16 protein-coding genes are annotated in these 19532 nt (G+C 68.9%); 11 read left to right on the plus strand and 5 right to left on the minus strand.

What is annotated here, in order from left to right; genetic code table 11:
- Positions 1-69: 69 nt before the first annotated feature.
- A complete protein-coding gene (locus GVY64_RS22060) occupies positions 70-528 on the plus strand; it encodes an SRPBCC family protein (RefSeq protein WP_159844442.1) in 459 nt (152 codons plus the stop codon).
- 84 nt (positions 529-612) lie between these two features.
- A complete protein-coding gene (locus GVY64_RS22065; protein WP_159844444.1) occupies positions 613-1824 on the plus strand; it encodes a low temperature requirement protein A in 1212 nt (403 codons plus the stop codon).
- Here the strand turns inward: GVY64_RS22065 and GVY64_RS22070 are convergent.
- The 4 genes from GVY64_RS22070 to GVY64_RS22085 form a co-directional block, all read right to left on the minus strand.
- A complete protein-coding gene (locus GVY64_RS22070) occupies positions 1802-2677 on the minus strand; it encodes an ion transporter (protein ID WP_328820991.1) in 876 nt (291 codons plus the stop codon). The two genes, GVY64_RS22065 and GVY64_RS22070, sit on opposite strands and share 23 nt — an antisense overlap.
- A 124-nt stretch (positions 2678-2801) precedes the next feature.
- Positions 2802-4421, minus strand: a complete 1620-nt coding sequence (locus GVY64_RS22075; protein WP_201298109.1) for a GMC oxidoreductase — start codon at positions 4419-4421, stop codon at positions 2802-2804.
- A 76-nt stretch (positions 4422-4497) separates the two neighbouring features.
- Positions 4498-6108, minus strand: coding sequence for an alpha/beta hydrolase (locus GVY64_RS22080; protein ID WP_159844446.1), 1611 nt, complete (start codon positions 6106-6108; stop codon positions 4498-4500).
- A 208-nt stretch (positions 6109-6316) separates the two neighbouring features.
- Entirely contained in the window at positions 6317-7084 is a 768-nt protein-coding gene (locus GVY64_RS22085) for a sulfite exporter TauE/SafE family protein (protein WP_159844448.1), read from the minus strand.
- 240 nt (positions 7085-7324) lie between these two features.
- On the opposite strand from GVY64_RS22085, the gene leuA reads away from it, so the two are divergent.
- Positions 7325-9118, plus strand: coding sequence for a 2-isopropylmalate synthase (gene leuA, locus GVY64_RS22090; RefSeq protein WP_159844450.1), 1794 nt, complete (start codon positions 7325-7327; stop codon positions 9116-9118).
- Positions 9119-9380: 262 nt separating this feature from the next.
- On the plus strand, positions 9381-11009 hold the full coding sequence (locus GVY64_RS22095) for a MinD/ParA family ATP-binding protein (RefSeq protein ID WP_159844452.1): 1629 nt from the start codon (positions 9381-9383) through the stop codon (positions 11007-11009).
- A 31-nt stretch (positions 11010-11040) separates the two neighbouring features.
- On the opposite strand, the gene GVY64_RS22100 is transcribed toward GVY64_RS22095, so the two are convergent.
- Positions 11041-11976, minus strand: coding sequence for a LysR family transcriptional regulator (locus GVY64_RS22100; RefSeq protein WP_159844815.1), 936 nt, complete (start codon positions 11974-11976; stop codon positions 11041-11043).
- Between the two features lie 105 nt (positions 11977-12081).
- Between GVY64_RS22100 and GVY64_RS22105 the strand changes: the two genes are divergently transcribed.
- From GVY64_RS22105 to GVY64_RS22135, 7 genes are all read left to right on the plus strand, one after another.
- Positions 12082-13032: an EamA family transporter gene (locus GVY64_RS22105; RefSeq protein ID WP_159844454.1), complete on the plus strand. Its 951-nt coding sequence runs from the start codon at positions 12082-12084 to the stop codon at positions 13030-13032.
- 245 nt (positions 13033-13277) lie between these two features.
- On the plus strand, positions 13278-15044 hold the full coding sequence (locus GVY64_RS22110) for a hydroxysqualene dehydroxylase (protein ID WP_159844456.1): 1767 nt from the start codon (positions 13278-13280) through the stop codon (positions 15042-15044).
- 94 nt (positions 15045-15138) lie between these two features.
- On the plus strand, positions 15139-15372 hold the full coding sequence (locus tag GVY64_RS22115; protein WP_159844458.1) for a hypothetical protein: 234 nt from the start codon (positions 15139-15141) through the stop codon (positions 15370-15372).
- Between the two features lie 605 nt (positions 15373-15977).
- Positions 15978-16619 carry a pyridoxamine 5'-phosphate oxidase family protein gene (locus GVY64_RS22120; protein ID WP_159844460.1) on the plus strand — a complete coding sequence of 214 codons (642 nt, stop codon included), beginning with the start codon at positions 15978-15980 and terminating at the stop codon, positions 16617-16619.
- A 65-nt stretch (positions 16620-16684) separates the two neighbouring features.
- Positions 16685-17923, plus strand: a complete 1239-nt coding sequence (locus GVY64_RS22125; protein WP_159844462.1) for a MurT ligase domain-containing protein — start codon at positions 16685-16687, stop codon at positions 17921-17923.
- A complete protein-coding gene (locus GVY64_RS22130) occupies positions 17920-18630 on the plus strand; it encodes a type 1 glutamine amidotransferase (protein ID WP_159844464.1) in 711 nt (236 codons plus the stop codon). Before GVY64_RS22125 ends, GVY64_RS22130 begins: the two co-directional genes overlap by 4 nt.
- Positions 18631-18693: 63 nt before the next feature.
- A complete protein-coding gene (locus GVY64_RS22135) occupies positions 18694-19527 on the plus strand; it encodes an HAD family hydrolase (RefSeq protein ID WP_201298110.1) in 834 nt (277 codons plus the stop codon).
- The last annotated feature ends 5 nt before the right edge of the window (positions 19528-19532 follow it).

A 19532-nucleotide genomic window follows, 5' to 3' on the forward strand; every position in this document is an offset into this window, starting at 1 on the left:
AGGTTGACGAATCGGACAAAACGCGGAGACAATCGGCCGACTTGTCCATCCGGGGGTCGGAGGTATGCCATGCGCACCAAAACGGATATCCGATTCTTCGTCGACACCGATCCCGATCAGGTCATGGACGCGCTGACGGACGTCGAATCGCTTCCGGAATGGTCGTCCTCCTACAGCGACGTCCGGGTCGCGACCCGCGACGCACGGCGCAGGCCGCGGCGGGTGTTCCTCAAGGCGGAGCTGCTCGGCAGCTCGGATCTGCAAGTGCTGGAATACGATTGGACCGACGACCGGTCTTCCTGGATCGTCGCCGACAGCACCAGGGGCGTGCGCGGTGGCGGGTTCTTCGAGGTGTCCGACAGCGTCGAAGGCACGCACGTCTGGTACCACGTCGAGCTCTATCTGCCCCTCCCGGTGCCCGGATTTCTGCTCAAACGCACTTTTCGCAAGGCCAACGAGGTGGTCGTGGAGTGCTTCATAGATTTCGCCGAGCGGTTCCCCGAAACGGAGACCTATCAACCCGTATAGCCGGACGGCTGCGCTCTGCGCGAAATCGGCTGCCGGACGAGCAGCGAACCGGCGCGGAATCGAGCGGGGTGCGACGATGAGCGCATGATCGGTTCCAAACGAGTGCGGTTCCAGCCGATGGCCGAAGGCGCGTCGGTGACCCAACTCGAGCTGTTCTTCGACCTTGTGCTCGTCTTCGCGTTCACCACGGTCGCCGGTTTGGCCGCGGGAGAAACCAGCGCGAAGAACATGCTGCGCGCGCTGCTGGTGCTCGCGGTGATGTGGTGGTTGTGGATCGCCTATTCCTGGCTGGGCAACGTGGTGCGCGCCGACGAAGGCATCGCGCGGGTGGGGATGTTCGCCGCCATGGGCGGCGCTTTCCTCGCCGCGCTCACCATCCCGGAGGCCTTCGAGGACCTGCGCGGCGGATGGTTCGGCCCGCTGGTGTTCGCCATCGCCTACCTGATCGTGCGCTTGGTGCACCTGGGGATGTTCTGGCTGGCCAGTTCGGAGGATCCGCAATTGCGCGGCCAGTTGCTGCGCTGGGCGCTCGGTTCGATCACCCTCGGCACCTCGCTGCTGGTGGTCGCCGCGCTGACCACCGGGCGGGTGCAGATCGCGCTGTGGATCGCGGCGATCGCGGGCGATTATCTCTGGACACTGTTCGCGGGCACGGATTGGCGCTTGAACTCGGCCACCCATTTCGTCGAGCGGTATGGGCTGATCATCATCGTCGCGCTCGGTGAATCGATCGTCTCGATCGGTATCGGCGTGGCCGGCCTGCCGATCTCCTGGCCGATCGCGCTCGGCTCACTGCTCGGCCTCGCGATCTCCGGCCTGCTGTGGTGGGCGTATTTCGACGTCGCCGCCTTGGCGGTGGAGCACGAACTCGTCCACGCCGAAGGCAGGCGGCAGATCAAGATCGCGCAAGCTTGCTACACGTTCTGGCATTTCCCGATGATCGTGGGGATCATCGCGCTGTCACTGGGGCTGAAGAAGGTGCTCTACTACGTCGGGGACTCCTCCCACCACACCCTGAAGGACGCGTTGTACGGCATTCCGCTCTACGCCCTCTACGGCGGCGTCGTGCTGTATCTGATCGCCCTGGTGGGGTTCAAGCACTACGCCACGCGCACCGTCACGGTGCCCCGCGTGGTCGCCGTGGCAGTGCTGCTGGCGCTGGTCCCGGTGGCCTGCGCCCTGCCCGCACTGGCCTCGCTGGCCCTGCTGTGCGGCGTCTTGCTCGCGCTGATCGCCTGGGAGACCGTGCGTTTGGCGCAGCCGCGAGACGCCATCAGGCACGCGGTACCCGAGTGATGCGATGCCGCACGCCGTCCGCGCCGGTGGTGGGCCCGTACGCCGACGGCGGCACCCGGACGCCGTCGCGGACCGCGTCGCGGATCTGATCGATGTTCTCCCGCAGCATGTCGGCGACGAGTTCGTCGGTGCGCGGATCCTCCAGCACCTGGAACACGATGCGGAACGTGGTGTCGGCGATCAACCGGATGATCTCGTCGTGGAACGGGATGTAGCGCACCCGTCCCGCCTGCGGGTCCTTCTTGATCAGCTCGAGGATCATCTCGTCCAGCTCGGCGCGGTTCTCCTCCAGGGCGGCCGCGATGTTGCGGGTGTAGTGCCCCGTGCGCAGCACCTCCGCCACCTCGTCCATCACCGCGATGGTCATCGGGCGGCGGATGGTGTCCACGATGGTCGCCACGAACCGGTTCACCACCGCGGCCGTCACCCGGTCGCCGAACACGCGATCGGCCACCCGGGCGAGCCGGACGCCGATCACCACGATCCGCAGCAACCGGAAACCGCGGAAGAACGGGCTGGTCACCGGGATCATGCCGAGGACCTCGTACCAGTAGATCAACGGGAACGTCCACGGCCAGCCCGCGCGGTGCCAGCGCCACAGGAACTCGACCGCGAACACCCCGCACAACGTCCAGTCGACGACCACGACCACGTGATAGGTGTGCCCGGACACCGGGAAGAAGGTGATCCACGCGACCAGCGCCACGGAGACGACGGCCAGCGCCAGCATTACGAAATCGGTCCACAACATCGGCGGCTTGCGCGGATAATCTTGCTGCTCCGGCGTTTCCCGCAGACCGTAGCGCTCGACGGCGGAGTTCTCGATGCCCGAGTGAGGAGTGGGAGCGGACACTGCGGATCCCTTCGACGCCGAACGGTGCCGCCGACATTAGTACGCGGAAAGCACGCTCGGCACAGTTGGCGATACCCTGGGAACCGCGCCGGACGGGCGAACGCTCCACCCCGCGCGGGCGTGCTCAGCGACCGCCGCGAACGATCGCCTCGATATTGCGTTCGGCCAGCGCGGCGATGGTCAGCGAGGGATTCACCGTGCCGGTGCTGCCCGGTATCGCGGCGCCGTCCATGACGTAGAGGCCGGGGTGACCGTGCACCCGGCCGTAGCCGTCGGTCGCCCGCCCCAGCACGGCTCCGCCCAGCGGATGCGCGGTGAACAGCGCGTTCGCGTCGTAGCCGAGGGCGCTGTACTCGACGAGCGCGTCCGCTCGTTCGGCGATCCGGTGGTCGACCGCGCGGGCCGCCGCCACCGTGTCGTCCCGATTCTGGACCGACCAGGTCAGCCCGACCCGATTGGTCGCCCGGTCGTAGCCGAACCGGGTGCGGGTCGAGTCGAGCACCATGCCGAGCGAGGCGAGCGCGCCGGTCTCGAACGGGATGCCAGGGATGTACCAGCTCTCCAGGGTGAGCGGCACGTCGGACTCGTGGAAGATCCGGCTCGCGCTCGGCACGCCTTGGCCGTGACCGGCCAGCGCGCTGGCGCCGCGGGCGAGCACCACGTCGCCGTTGGTGCCCCAGCCGTCGCCGACGTGTTCGTTCAGGTTCGGCAGCGCGCCGGTGGCCTGCGCGCGAACCAGCAGTTCGGAGGTACCGATCGACCCCGCCCCGAGGAAGAGACGATCACAGGTGAGGGTGCGGGTGGACAGCACGTCACCGGTCGGCGCCAGCTTCGTCACGGTGACCGCGTAGCGGCCGCCGGATTCCTGCGCGATGGCGTCGACCCGGTGGCCGGGGAAGATCCCGCACCGGCCGGTGCCCTGCGCGTACGCCAGGTAATTCTGGTTCAGGTCGAACTTGGCGCCGTTGGAATTGCCCAGATTGCTGCGGGCCGCCGTGGCGGAAGCCCTGGTGGCGCCGGCGAGCTCGGCGCGCAGGATGTCCCAGTTGAAGATCGAGTCGTTCGCCTGGGGCTCGTAGCCGGCCTTGCGCACCTGATCGTCCCAGGCGCGCGAGTGCGCGAACGGTGAGGAGTTATAGATGTCCGCGGGCATCGGGCTCAACCGCAGCATCTCCCGCACCCGCGGGTAGTAGACGCGCTCCATCTCGCCGTAGTCGACGGTGCCGCCGAAGACGTGGTCGAAGAAGCGGCGCTGCGGGGCGATCATCGTTCCGCTGAAGATCACCGAGCCGCCGCCGACGGCGGCCGCGCGCCAGACGTCGATGCCCGGATATTCGGTGCAGTCCAGCACGCCGCCGAAACTGGCGAAACGCATGGGCACCTTGGTGACGCCGGTGAAGTGCGTGCGGTGCCAGAAGCCGCGGCCGTCGGGCAGGTCGTCGCCGGTGAAGATCTCCCGCCACGGGTCGTTCGGCCAGCGGGAACCGCGTTCCAGCACGGTGGTGGGGATTCCGGCCTCGGCCAGGCGCAACGCGGACACCGCGGCGCCGAAGCCGGAGCCGACGACGATCGCGGGCGAATGCCCCGGCGGGTCGGGAATGGGGGCGAAGATCTCCGGCACCCAGGCGCGGAACAGGGCCTCCCACATCGGGTCGGCGGACGCCACACTCGTCCCCGCCATCGTTCCCACAGCACCGAGCAGGGCGGCCGTGCCCGCCGCCTTGAACAAGGCACGTCTACGCACCGGTCACCTTCCATCATCAGGCTTAGCGTGCGCAGATTACCGGTATTCCCGAATTGTGAACAGATATCCGTTTTCGCTATCGCCCGAACGGCAGCTCGTCGAGGCGGCACGTCGCCCCGGGGGCCGGTAGCTGCAGATCGACGAGATAACGCTCGCGCAGTTTCCGGGTGCATTCGCCGAGCGGGGTGTGCCCGTACCCGTCCTCCACGACGACCAACCGGGCGTTCACCAGTTCCTGCTGCGCGCGCCGCGCGGCGCCGAGCGGGGTGGCCGGGTCGAATCGGTTGTTGACCAACAGAGCCGGGGTGTCCGACCGCAGGATCCACGGCCCGGTGTACCGCTGCGCGTACCCCTCGGGCGGTGCGGGCCAGAACGCGCACGGTTGACGCAGCGCCAACCAGAACGCGCCGTACGTGGGACTGACGCCCGCCAGATCCGCTGCCATGGAGGTCCATTGACCGGGATCGCGTGGAAAGGCGTTGTCGGCACAGGAGATCGCGGTATAGGAGTCGAGAAAGTCGTCCGGTTGCGCGGTGGCCGAGAAGATCTCACCCACCACGTCAGGGTTGCCCGCCGGTCCGCGCTCCAGTTCGGCCAGCAGTTGGGCCAGGGCGGGCCAGCCCCGTTCGGGGTCGTACAGCAACAGCGCATGCGACGACAGCACCTCGGCGTAGGTGACCGTCCGCGTCCGACCCCCGGACCCCACCACCAGGGGTGCCTCGCGAAGACGTTGCAGCACAGCGTCATTGCGCGCGCGGAGATCGACGGGGCGGGCGGGTTCGCCCGCGCCTGCGCCCAGGACGGCCTCGCTCCGCGTCGCGAAGGCGCAGCGCTCCGGGCCCGCGTCCGCGCACAGCCGCAGGAATTCACCGAGTACCTCCTCGGTGCCCGCCGCGGTGTCCGCGACAACGCTTCGCGTGTCGTTGGTGTACGCGTCCGGGTCGATCATCGACACCAAATGCAAGGCGCGCACCCGGTCGCCGAACAGCGCGCCGTACACCTGGCCCAGGTAGCTCGCGTAGGAACCGCCTTCATAGGTGAGCTGCTCATCACCGACGGCCCGGCGCAGCAGGTCCAGGTCGCGCGCCGCGTCGACGGTGGTCAGGTGCCCCAGCAGCACGCCGCCGTGCGCCGCGCAACCGGCGGCGAGTTCGCGGCTCGCCGCCTCGGCCGCCCGCTCCTGTCCGGGATTCGCCGCTGCGAGCCACGTGCCGGACCAGAACCGGCGCTGCTGCTCGGCGTCCGCGAAACACCGCACCTGTCCGCTGCGGCCGACCCCGCGCTGGTCGAAGGTGATCACGTCGAACCGGCGGGCCAATTCGCCGCCGACCAGTTCTCCCTCCGCCGCCCAGCGCAGTCCCGACCCCCCGGGACCGCCGACGGCGGAGAAGAGGGTGCCGATCCGCCGTTGCGGGTCGGTGGCCTGCTGACGCACCACCGCCAGTCCGAGGGTCGGCCCGTCCGGGTGCGCGTAATCCACGGGGACCTGCGCGGTCGCGCAGTGGAATCGGCTCAGGCTCGGGTCCGCGCACGGCGCCCAGTCCAGCCGCGGCGTCGGCGCGGCGTCGGCTTGCGCGACCAGCTCCGCGACCGCGGACTCGTGTCGGCTCGGCGGTCCGCCGCAGCCGGTCAGCACGGGCAGGAGCGCGGCGGCGATGACGATCTTCCAGCTGGGCACGGCACTCATCCTGCGGCCCGCGCGGGGCGGCCGTCGTCACCCTGAGGACTGACATCCGACCCTGAGATTCCCCGCAGCACTACCCCGGCACCCGGCGCGGGCGCGCCACCGATTCGCCGCCGCCGTTCGGGCAGACGGCGCGCGACCGAAGCCCGGCCGTCGGCGGCGCCACAGCGCTCGCACACCGTGCGCATCTTCAGTGCCATTCGCCCGCTGCCTAAGACGTCACCAAGCGGATCACCGCGATCAGGCCGACCACGACGATGACCGCGCGCAACAAGGTGGGCGGCATCCGCCTGCCCAACCGTGCGCCGAGCTGCCCCCCGATGATCGAGCCGAGCGCGATCAGCACGACCGCGCGCCAGTCCACGTCCGCCACGACGATGAAGATCACCGCGGACACCGCGTTCACGATCAGGGCGAGCGCATTCTTCGCCCCGTTGAGGCGCTGGATGTCGTCGTGCACGAAAACGCCGAGCAACCCGATCAGCAACACGCCTTGCGCGGCGCCGAAGTACCCGCCGTAGACGCCTGCGGCGTACACCGCGGCGAACAGGATGGGTCCGCCGTGCGCGGGCGCCGGAGCGCCGTCGTTCTCCCGGCGGCGTTTCACCCAGATCGCCAGCCTCGGCTGCACGACGACCAGCACCAGCGCCACGAGAATCAAGACCGGCACGATCGCCTTGAACGCACCGGCGGGCAAGACGAGCAGCAGCACCGCCCCGGTGATGCCGCCGAGCAGCGAGGCCGTGCCCAGGCGGAGCAACCGGTCACGCTGGCCCGCGAGTTCGCGGCGATACCCGTGCACGCCGCTGATCGAGCCCGGGACCAGACCGATGGTGTTGGACACATTCGCCGTCACCGGCGGGAGGCCGAAGGCGAGGAGAACGGGGAAGGTGATCAGCGTGCCGGAGCCGACGATCGTGTTGATGCCGCCCGCCGCGATGCCCGCACCGAAGACCGCCAGTTGCTCCAGCCAGGTCATAGCCAATCCTTCGACGTGTCCACTGCCGGACCGAACCGTAGCGTTGTCGTCGGATGACCCGACGAAGGGACCTCCCTTTCCGGCCTACTCGCGGCACGGTAAACTCGCGGACATCATGCAGCGGGCACTTCTTCTCGACCGCCGCGACGGGGTCTGATCGGACCGGCTCCCGTCGCGGGGTTTTGCTGCGCCGGTCGACCCAGCCCATTGGGAAAAACGACATCCTCGGGAGAACCGCCCATGTCCCCTGCTGACGCATTCGTATCCGGCGCGCGCACCATCACCGCGCCGAGCAAACCCGCCCCCGCCGACCAGCCCGGCTGGAACAGGCAGAAGAACTCCTCGATGCCGACCTTCCGTTACCGGCCGTTCGCCGAGGAGGTCGAGCCGATCACGCTGCCCGACCGCACCTGGCCGGACAACGTCATCGATCGGGCTCCGGGCTGGTGCGCGGTCGACCTGCGCGACGGCAACCAAGCGCTGATCGACCCGATGAGCCCGGCTCGCAAGCGCCGCATGTTCGACCTGCTGGTGCGGATGGGTTACAAGGAGATCGAGGTCGGCTTCCCGTCGGCGAGCCAGACCGATTTCGACTTCGTCCGCGAGATCATCGAGGACGGCGCGATCCCCGACGACGTGACCATTCAGGTGCTGACCCAGTGCCGCCCGGAGTTGATCGAGCGCACGTTCGAGGCCTGCGCCGGCGCGCAGAACGTCATCGTGCACTTCTACAACTCCACCTCCATCCTGCAGCGGAAGGTGGTGTTCCGCGCCGACCGCGAGGCGGTGAAGAAGATCGCCACCGACGCCGCCGCGCTGTGCCTGGAGATCGAGCAGCGCTACCCGGATACCAACTGGCGTTACGAGTACAGCCCGGAGTCCTACACCGGCACCGAGCTGGAATACGCCAAGGACGTCTGCGACGCGGTGTCGGCGATCATCGCCCCGACGCCGGAGAAGCCGCTGATCATCAACTTGCCCGCCACCGTGGAGATGGCCACCCCGAACGTCTACGCCGATTCGATCGAGTGGATGAGCCGGAATCTGGCCCGCCGGGAGTCGATCGTGCTGTCGCTGCACCCGCACAACGACCGCGGCACCGCCGTGGCCGCCGCGGAGCTGGGTTACCAAGCCGGAGCCGACCGCATCGAGGGCTGCCTGTTCGGCAACGGCGAGCGCACCGGCAACGTCTGCCTGGTGACGCTGGGGATGAACCTGTTCTCTCGCGGCATCGATCCGCAGATCAACTTCTCCGACATCGACGAGGTCCGCCGCACCGTCGAGTACTGTAACCAGCTGCCGGTGCACGAGCGGCACCCGTACGGCGGCGACCTGGTCTACACCGCGTTCTCCGGCAGCCACCAGGACGCCATCAACAAGGGCCTGGACGCGATGAAGACCGCGGCCGACGCCGCCGGGGCGGACGTCGACGACATCGTCTGGGAGGTGCCCTACCTGCCGATCGACCCGAAGGACGTCGGCCGCACCTACGAGGCGGTCATCCGGGTCAACTCGCAGTCCGGCAAGGGCGGCGTCGCCTACATCATGAAGACCGACCACGGGTTGGCGTTGCCGCGACGGCTGCAGATCGAGTTCTCCCAGGCGATCCAGAAGATCACCGACGGCGAGGGCGGCGAGGTGACGCCCAAGGAGATGTGGGACGTCTTCCACGAGGAGTACCTGAGCCCGATCCGTCCGCTGGAGCGGATGCGCCAGAAGGTCACCGCGTCGGAGACCGACGGCGGAGTCGACTCCATCGTGGCGGTGGTGAAGGTCGACGGTGTGGAGCAGGAGATCACCGGCAAGGGCAACGGGCCGCTCGCGGCGTTCGTCGACGCGATCGCCGCGGTCGGCTTCGACGTCGAGGTGCTGGACTACTCCGAGCACGCCATGTCCGCGGGTGACGACGCCCAGGCCGCCGCGTACGTGGAGTGCGCGATCGGCGACCGAGTGGTGTGGGGCGTGGGCATCGCCACCTCGATCACGACGGCGTCGCTGCGCGCGGTGGTGTCGGCGGTGAACCGGGCGCACTGACCGGGCATTCCGGAAGGATTCGATCGGGCGTCGCGACGGTTCCACCGCGCGGCGCCCGATCTCGCTGGCGCAGACCGGTTGTGGCGGCCTACCGCTCCCAGGTGCGGCATGCCTACCGCGACACGGCGTAGCGAACCCCGTGCTAGCGTGGGATTCGCACTCCAAGCGCCGAGCTCTCTGCTCGAACTCCCGAGCAGATGGGGGAACCGTGACAACTAACGACCACAATCCGACCTCTCCGCCCTGGCTGCAGAGTCATTCCGTGGATACGGCCGAAGTCAGCGACGCGGAGTCAGCGGCCACCGACCCGTCGGCCGAGCCGATCGGCGGCGCGGAAGCGAAGGAAACCGACGTGACGGATGGGCCTGCCCGGTCCGACGCACAGCCCGAACAACCGGAGCCGCAAGGTTCGTCGGAGCAGACCACGGCCTATCCCCAAGCCGCCGCACCGGCACAGGCTTGGGCGCCCCCGCAGGCCGGACCGGCCGAGCCCTATGGTTCGTACGCCCCGCCGAGCCCGGGCGCGTACCCCCCGCCCTCGCCTTTTCCGGGTGAGCCGTTCCCTACCGGCGCATTTCAGCCGCCGTCGAGTCACAGCGGTAGCCATCCCATAGCCACACCACCGGACGGGCCCCATCCCGGCTACGGGGAGTACCGCCAGGAGATCGGCAGCGACGGCCTGGTCCGGCGCGTGCCCGTGGATTCCGCGCAGCCCGAACCCGCTGCGCCGCAGCCTGATCAGCCCAGCGGACCCATCTACAGCTGGGCGCCGCCGCCCCCGCCGGTGACACATCAGCCTCCGCCTCCCCCGTATCAACCGCCGCCTCCGCCGGCGATCGGGCAACCGCAGGTGCCGAGCTGGCAGGGCGGTCCGCCGCATCTGTCCGCGCCGCCGTTCCAACCGCAGCATGTGCCGCAGCCCGGCCAGCCGGGGCATTCGGTCAACGACCTGAATCTGCTCAGGCGGGCCCGCAGGGCGCCGCGCAGCGGTTGGCGACGTGCGGTGCACAAGGCGTCCGGCGGCATGATCAACCCGGGCGAGTCGGCGGCCGACATCGTCTATCAGGACCTTGTCGACCGGGTGAACCAGCCGGTGCGCGGGGACTACCGGATCGCGATCCTCTCGCTCAAGGGCGGCGTCGGGAAGACCACCACCACGGTCGGTCTCGGCTCCACCTTCGCCTCGCAGCGCGGCGACCGGGTCATCGCGATCGATGCCAATCCCGACCTCGGCACGCTCGCCCACCGAGTGCCCCGGCAGACCCGCTCCACGGTGCGCAACCTGCTCGAGGATCAGCACATCACCAGGTACTCCGACGTGCGGGCGCACACCTCGCAAGCGCCGAGCCGCTTGGAAGTGCTTGCCAGTGAACAGGATCCGGCGGTCTCCGAGGCGTTCAGCGAAGCGGACTACCGCAAGGCGATCGGGATCCTGCAGTCGTTCTACAACATCATCCTGACCGACTGCGGCACCGGCTTGATGCACTCCGCGATGGCGGGCGTGCTGGATATGGCCAGCTCACTGGTGCTGGTCACCTCGCCCGCGATCGACGGCGCACGCAGCGCCTCGGCCACGCTGGACTGGCTCGACCACCATGGCTACGGCAAGCTCGTGGAGCGAACGGTCGTGGTGGTGAACGCTTCCCGGCGCGGCGCGTCCACCGTCGACCTCGACCAGCTGCGCAAACTGTTCCTCGATCGCACCCGCGCGGTGCAGGTGGTGCCGTTCGACGACCACCTCGCCGAGGGCGCGGAGATCGATCTGGAACTGGTGAGCAAGCCGACGCGGCGGGCGCTGCTGGAACTGGCGGCCATGGTCGCCGACGACTTCGGCTACGTCAGCTCGCAGGCCCAGCATCCCTACCGGCATCAGCCGCCGCCGGGATTCTGATCGGTCCCCGATTCGGTACCGCCGTCCGGAGTTACGCCGATGCGGCGGTGCCCTTTCGGTGCGCCGTCCCGGAATCGGCTGCCACCAGTGCCACGGCCGATTCGAATGCCGCGAGCACAGCCGCTATCGCGGGACGGGCATCGGCGCGGGGGCGGGTGGCCAGCTCGTACATCCGGGCGGCCCGCACGCCGGACAACCGCAGCACCGCCAGGTCCGGGTGGGCCACTGCGTAGCGCGGCATGAGCGCGACGCCGTAGCCGGTGGCGACCAACGTCTCTATGACGCGGAAATCGTTGAGCCGCTGGGCTATCCGCGGCTGCACGCCGGTCACGGTGGCGATCGAGCGCAGCACGTCGTCGACGGGGAAGCCGCCCCGCACGCTCAGCCAGGTCTCGTCGGCCAATTCCTCCGGCGTGACGGCCGATCGGCCCGCGAGCCGGTGCGTCGGCGCCGCGACGACGTCGATCGGCTCCCGCATGAGCATCCTGGTGGCAACGCGCGGGTCGGTGCTCGGGGCGGCGCGTTCGTCGCGATGGGTCAGGACCACGTCGTAATCGGCGAGTAGTCGCGCCACTTCCGACGGCGGCACGTCCTCGTCCCGCGCGACCACCTCCACCCCGCTGTCCACCATGCCCGGCAACACATGCGGCAGCAGCAACGCGCCGCCCGAGGGGAACACCGCGACGCGGACCCGCCCGCGCGGCGAGCCGCGGTAGTGCGCCATCTCGGCGACCGCGCGATCCATCGCGGCGAGCACTTCGTCGGCGCGCACCACGAGAGCACGTCCGGCGTCGGTGAGCCGGACCCGCCTGCCGTCCGGTTCCAGCAGGGCCACGCCCGCTTCCCTGGCCAGCACCTTGAGCTGCTGTGAGACGGCGGAAGGCGTCATCGACAGCGCCGCGGCGACGGCGGCCACGGTGCCGCGATCGGCCAGTTCACGCAGCACGCGCAGCCGCTCGAGCGCCATCGGGGAACCGGGTGCGACGGGAGAGGAATTCATTAAGCAATACTACATTATTGATCAACAATTATTCGATTGTCCTGATGGTTAGCGAGCCGCACGATGAAGGACGTGACCAACCGCGACCGTCTGCTCGGCCTCACCGTCGTCCTGCTCTGGGGACTGAACTTCCTCGCCATCCGGATCGGGCTCGACCACTTCCCGCCGTTCTTCTTCGCGGCGCTGCGCTTCGCGGTGCTCGCGGTGCCCGCACTGCTGTTCGTCCCGCGTCCCGCGGTCCGGATGCGCTGGATCCTGCTGTACGGCACCGGTTTCGGCATCCTGCAGTTCGCGTTCCTGTTCACCGCGATGCGGGTGGGCATGCCGACTGGGCTCGCCTCGCTGGTACTGCAGTCCTCCGCGCCGTTCACCGTGCTGCTCGGCACGCTGCTACTGGGTGAGCGGATGCGTCCGGTCCAGGTCGGGGGCCTCGCCGTCGCGGTGGCGGGCATGGCGGTGATCGGATGGGACCGGCTGGCCCACGCCGCCCTGTGGCCGGTGCTGCTGACCCTGGCGGGCGGGCTCGGCTGGGCGTTCGGCAACATCGGCGCGCGTCTGGCCGGCACCGAGACTCCCGGCGTCAATCCGCTGCATCTGATGCTGTGGACCACCGCCATCCCGCCGGTCCCGCTGTTGGCGCTGTCCATGGTCGCCGAAGGACCGGTGACGGGCGCGCGTGCCCTGGCCGAGTCGTTCACAGCCGAGGGTTTGCCGGCGCTGCTGGCCCTGGCCTACATCGCCGTCCTCGCCACCGTGGTCGGTACGGGACTGTGGACCTATCTGCTCGGCCGTTATCCCGCAGGAGTGGTCGCCCCGTTCTCGTTGCTCGTACCGGTCGTCGGAATCGCCGCCGCCTGGGCCGCCCTCGACGAGACACCGACCCTGATGTCGCTGGTCGGCGGCCTCGTGGTGCTGGCGGGCGCGTTTGCCGCCACGTCGAGCAGGCCACGTGCGGTGACGGCGGACATTCGCACCGGGACACCGAGCGCCCCCGCACTGGCCGACGCCGGCCGCCCGGCCTGACCAGGCGGTCGCGCCCGGATCCGGCCACCGCCGACGGCGACGACGCCGCGGCCGGGTCGCGCTGCGCAACCAGATCGGGCCCACCCGGCGGACGCCGAAGCACTCGCCTCCGCGGGTGCTCGACCGCACAGATTCCGCGCGGCGCGCCGATGGCTTTGCGGGGTGGGTGCGAGATCCTCGAATTGCCGCCTTACAGTAGTGCCCGGCGTGGAAGTTGGTCCCGGTTCTAGGCGGCAGAGCGGCGCATGGCAGAAAATCGATGGACCGTATCGCGAAGAGCACTGCTTCGTAACACGGTCGCGGCGGGGGTGGCAGCGGGGGCGCTGACGGCAGGTGCGTCGCGACCGACGCGGGCCGCGGCGAATCCCGGCGGAAGACGGGTCGCGGTGCTCGGCGGCGGTGTCGCCGGTCTCACCGCCGCGCACGAGCTCACGGAACGCGGATTCCAGGTCACCGTCTACGAAAAGCGCGCGTGGGGCGGCAAAGCCCGCAGCGTCGGCGTGCCGGGCACCGGAACGGGAGGACGACCGGATCTGCCCGGCGAACACGGCTTCCGCTTCTTCCCCGGCTTCTATCAGCACGTGCCGGACACCATGCGCCGAATCCCATTCCCGGGCAATGCCAACGGGGTATGGGACAACCTGGTCGCGGTGCCGGAAGCGCGTTTCGCCCGGCGCGGCGGCGACGACTTCCGCGTTCCGCTCGGTCCGCGCGCCCGCGCCGAATTCTCCCCGGCCGGTTTCCGCGAGACGCTCGGCGCGGCGGTGTCCACGGCGCTGAAGATGCCCACGAACGAGGGGATCTACTTCGCCGAACGCCTGCTGGTCTTCAACACCAGCTGCGACGCCCGCCGCCTCGGCCAGTGGGAGCGCACCTCCTGGCACGACTTCGTCGGCGGCCACGCGCGCTCGCACGAGTTCCGCGCCCTGCTCTCGCGCACGCTGACCAGCATCATGGTCGCCGCGAAGGAGAACGTGGCGAGCGTGCGCACGATCGGCACGATGGGGGAGCAGTTCCTCGGCAACCCGATGGGGATCGGCAACGACGGCGGCCTGGACCGCGTGCTGAACGGCCCCACCAACGCGGTCTGGATCGAGCCGTGGTTGCGGCGGATCCGCGAACTCGGTGCGGACTTCGTGCTGGGCGCCGAAGTGCGCGAACTGGAGGTGCGCGACCGCAGGATCGTCGCGGCGCGCGTGGTGGACGAGACCGGCGCGCAGCGCACGGTCGAGGCGGATTATTTCGTCGTCGCGCTGCCCGCCGAACGGGCGCGCACCCTGTGGTCGCCGCAGGTGCTCGAGGTCCAGCCCGAATTGGCGGGGATGGACCACCTCGTCACCGACTGGATGAACGGCATCCAGTTCTATCTGCGCAGGCAGGCCGACATCTCCCGCGGCCACACCGCCTACATCGACGCGCCGTGGTCGCTCACCTCGATCAGCCAGAACCAGTTGTGGCGGCGCAAGCTGCCCGAGTTCGGCGACGGCGGTGTGCAGGACTGCCTGTCGGTGGACATCTCCGACTGGAACACGCCCGGCATCCTCTTCGGCAAACCCGCCAAGGAGTGCACGCACGAGGAGATCGCCCGCGAAGCATGGGCGCAGATCAAAGCCCACTTGGACGATCGCGGCGAGGTGCTGCGCGACGACGACCTGCACTCCTGGTTCCTCGACCCCGGCATCACCTGGCAAGAGGGCCGCAATGCCAACGCCGACCCGCTGCTGATCAATACCGCCGGTTCGTGGGAGTACCGCCCGCAGCCGCACGGCGCACTGGAAAACCTGTTCCTGGCAGGCGATTACGTGCGCACCAACGTCGACCTGGCGACCATGGAAGGCGCCAACGAGTCCGCGCGCGCCGCGGTGAACGCGCTGCTGGACGTGGCCGGCTCGAATGCGGAGCGCTGCCGGATGTACACCCTCTACCGCGCGCCCGAGCTGGAACCGCTGCGCCGGCTCGACGCCGACCGCTACGCCGCCGGCCAGCCGAACATGTTCGACGTGCCGGTCTGAATCGCGATCAGTAGACGCCGCCCGGCGAGAGGTCTGTCGACACGGGGCTCGGATATTCGGTGCGCCGCCATCATCGAGGCGATAGCCTCTGCCTATGCGCGGGGAAGAGGCGGAGTTGATAACGCGGGGGAAAATCTGGCGCTGGAACAGCAAACGCGCGACAGGGATCGTCGAGTCGGCCACCGGAGATCACATCTGGTTCGGGTTGGACTCGTTACGCGGGAGGGATTTCGACGCCATCTCGATAGGCGACGACGTCGAGGTCGAGTATGAATTCGCCCAACAAGAAACCCACACTCTGCGCGCGGTAAGAATAGACTGGTTGTAAATTACGCCATTCCTGGGGCGATAATGAACTAGGTGCTCGCGGCCGCATTCGTCGCTATTGCAGTTCTATGCATGCCGAACTCAGCCGCTGCGGAACCCGATCCAGCCGACCTGGAGTTCACAGCGAATTCCGCATATCGCGAATACCAGAACAACATCGCAAAATTCACCGGCCGGGTGAACTACGGTTCGAACATGTTCGCATGGTCGTTGAAGCTACTGCCTGCGACTCGGAGCGCTGTGTACGGCGACATGAATTGCCGTACAACCATAGGCGCTATAGCTGGCTACTCCGACGATCATCCGAACATTCCGCGCGACTACCTCCTCCATTCGAGCGTCAAGATCGATCGAGGAAGATGGTCAGCTGCGTAGTCGATGTGATTTCGAAGTGCTGACCGATGCTGGAATGCAGCCGGGAAATGTGGAAACGGCCGTGGACTTCATCGCTAGGTAACCGAAACTCCTGCCATCACAAGAGGTCTGCAACGGAGCGACGAACAGGACCACCTGTTCGACGCCCCTGCCTGAACGCATGTGACCGATCTCCCATCGCCAGAACGGAATTCGATCGCCATCCCCGGCGAACGGTGCTTGAATCGAACTATGCGCGAGAGCACCGCCTCCGATGAGATCACCGACCCGGCGGATCTGCGAGCATTGCTCGGCGAGGTGGCGCCCCGCGTCGCCACCAAGGAGCGCGCCGCGCTGCACGCCCGGGACCGGGAGTGGATCGCGACCTCCCCGTTCCTGGTGATGAGCACCAGCGACGCGCACGGCAACTGCGACGCCTCCCCGAAGGGCGATCCGGCGGGCTTCGTGCGGGTGCTCGACGACACCACCCTCGCCATCCCGGAGCGGCCCGGAAACCGGCGCGCCGACGGCTACCTCAACATCCTGACCAACCCGCACATCGGCCTGTTGTTCGTGATCCCGGGCCGCCGCGAGACGCTGCGGATCAACGGCCGCGCCCGGCTGGTGCGCGACGCGCCGTACTTCGACGACATGGTGGTGCGCGGGCATCGCCCGATCCTCGCCGTCGAGGTGGACATCGACCAGATCTTCTTCCACTGCGCCAAGGCGTTCATGCGCAGTCACCTCTGGGAGCCCGACCAGTGGCCGCAGGACACCTTGCCGAGCGCTGCCCGCCTGGTCAAAGAGGTGCAGACGAACGTCACCGAGACGGTGGAGGAACTCGAGCACTACTACTCGCCGGAGAACTACGCGGCCAAGCTCTACCAGGGGTGAGCCGCGTGGCCCACGCCACCCGACCGAGGCGCGCCGCGATCGCGGCGCGAACATAGACTCGCGACGTGGCAGACATATCGGTGCGCGGACGGCTCGCGCTGGCGGCGGCGGCCGCGGCGTCCTGGGCCTCGCAGAAGGCGGGCCGCGGCAAGGGCTCGATGATCGGCGGCCTGATCGCGTTGAAGATCGATCCGACCGTCATGGATCAACTCGGACGGCAGCGGCGCACCGTGCTGGTGACCGGCACGAACGGCAAGTCCACCACCACGCGGATGACCACCGCGGCGCTCAGCACGCTGGGCACGGTCGCGACCCAGGCCGACGGCGCGAACATGGACGCGGGCATCGTCGCCGCGCTCAACGCGCACCGGCGCGCGCCGCTGGCCGCGATCGAGGTCGACGAATTGCACCTACCGCACGTCACCGATTCGCTGAACCCCTCGGCGGTGGTGCTGCTGAACCTCAGCCGCGACCAGCTCGACCGGGTCGGCGAGATCAACATGATCGAGCGCAAACTGCGCGCAGGCCTGGCGAAGCACCCGGCCACCGTCGTGGTCGCCAACTGCGACGACGTCCTGGTCACCTCGATCGCCTACGACCACCCCAACGTGGTGTGGGTGGCCGCGGGCAGCGGCTGGGCGATGGACGCGACCAGCTGCCCGCGCAGCGGTGAGCCGATCGTCTGGGAGGGCGCGCACTGGCGCAGCACCGGTGCGGACTTCCAGCGTCCGGAGCCGGATTGGTGGCTCGACGGCGACGATCTGGTCGGGCCGGAGGGCAAGCGTTTCCCGCTGCGGCTCGCGCTGCCGGGCCGGGCCAATCGCGGCAACGCCGCACAGGCGGTGGCCGCCGCCGTCGCGCTCGGCGCCGACGCGCAGCAGGCCGTCGCGGCCGCCGGGACGGTCCGCGAGATCGCGGGTCGCTACCGCACGGTGCAGGTCGGGGAGCATGACGCGCGGCTGCTGCTGGCGAAGAATCCGGCCGGATGGCAGGAGGCGCTGTCGATGATCGAGCCGACCTCCGCGGGGCTGGTGATCGCCGTGAACGGCCAAGTGCCCGACGGCGAGGACCTGTCCTGGCTGTGGGACGTGCGGTTCGAGCACTTCGAAGGCGTGCAGGTGGTGGCCGCGGGTGAGCGCGCCACCGACCTGGCCGTTCGGCTGACCTATGCGGGCGTGGAGCACACCCTGGTGCCCGATCCGGTGCGCGCCATCGCGTCGTGCCCCGCGGGCCATGTGGAAGTGCTGGCGAACTACACCGCGTTCCGTGATCTCAACCGTGACCTGGAGGAGCGGGCCTCATGAGCGAGTCGACCTTCCGCATCGGCTTGGTGCTGCCGGACGTGATGGGCACCTACGGCGACGGCGGCAACGCCCTCGTGCTGCGCCAGCGCCTGCGCATGCGCGGACACGACGCCGAGATCGTCGAGATCACCCTGTCCGAGCCGGTGCCGGACTCCCTGGACGTCTACACCCTCGGCGGCGCCGAGGACTCCGCCCAGCGTCTGGCCACCCGGCACCTGCAGCGCTACCCCGGCTTGCAACGCGCCGCGGGCAGAGGCGCCCCGGTGCTGGCGATCTGCGCGGCCATCCAGGTGCTCGGGCAGTGGTACGAGACCTCGTCGGGCGAGCGGGTGGACGGCGTCGGCCTGCTCGACGTCACCACGTCGCCGCAGCAGAAACGCGCCATCGGCGAGGTGACCACCACACCTTTGCTCGACGGGCTCTCCGCGGCGCTCACCGGCTTCGAAAATCACCGGGGGGGAACGAAACTCGGCGGCGAGGCACACGGGCTGGCCCGGGTCACCCGCGGCGTCGGCAACGGTGTCGGCGACGGGTTGGAGGGCGTCGTCCAGGGTTCGGTGATCGGCACCTACATGCACGGCCCGGCGCTGGCCCGCAACCCCGAACTCGCCGACTTGCTGCTGATGCGCGCCCTCGGCGTCACCGAGCTGGCCCCCCTCGACCTTCCCGAGGTCGACCAGCTCCGGCGCGAGCGCCTGCGCGCCTGATCGCGGCCGAGGGCATCTCCTCCGAGCCCGGCTGGGTGCACGCGGTGGGCGCACGCGACGGCGATGATCTTCGTCGCCGAGCGGCGCCCTACCTTCGGCCGGACGCGCGAAAACGATTGCTCCGCAGGTTTTATCTGCTTCCAGCCCCCGCACTCCCGGAGAGCCTCGACCTGCATGCCATCCAAAAGTTCGCACTCCCATGACATCCGAGCGGTCGTCTTCGATTGGCGCGGCACACTCGTCTCGGAACTCTCCCCGCAGCAGTGGGCTCAGGAAGCCCTGCGGCGGGCCGGCCGCGGACACGACGACGATGCTGCCCGCGCGCTCCTGTCGAAGATCCGGGCAGCCGCCGGCGAACCGAACCGTCTTCAGTCACCGCAAGGCAACACCAGCGCCGCCCGGCACAGGGAGACCTTCTACGCGGTGTTCGCGGATGCCGGACTCGACACCGATCTCGCCGACGAACTTTTCGCAGTGGATTCGGATCCGGCCTACAACCATTTCGCCGCCGATGCGGCGGCCACTCTCACCGCACTCGTCGAAAGGGGCTGCAAGATAGGTGTTCTCAGCAACATTCACTTCGACATCCGCCCCTGTTTCGCCGAAGCGGGGCTGTTGCCTTCGATCGAGACCTTCGTTCTGTCCAACGAGCACGGCATCCAGAAACCCGACCCCGCCATATTCCGCCTGGCGCTCGGGGAACTCGGCACCCGCGCCGAGCAAACCCTCATGGTCGGAGACCGGCCCGCTCGCGACGGGGCGGCCGTAGCGGTGGGAATGCCGACCCTGCTCGTTCCTTCACTGACCGATCCCCGGAACTGCCGACTGCATCTCGTCACGAACGCCGTCGGTGCGGGTTCGCAACCACCGGCCCGGAAGCATGGCGCTGCGGTATAGGGCGG

Origin of the sequence: Nocardia sp. CY41, from assembly GCF_009829325.1 — a bacterium.
GTDB lineage: Bacteria > Actinomycetota > Actinomycetes > Mycobacteriales > Mycobacteriaceae > Nocardia.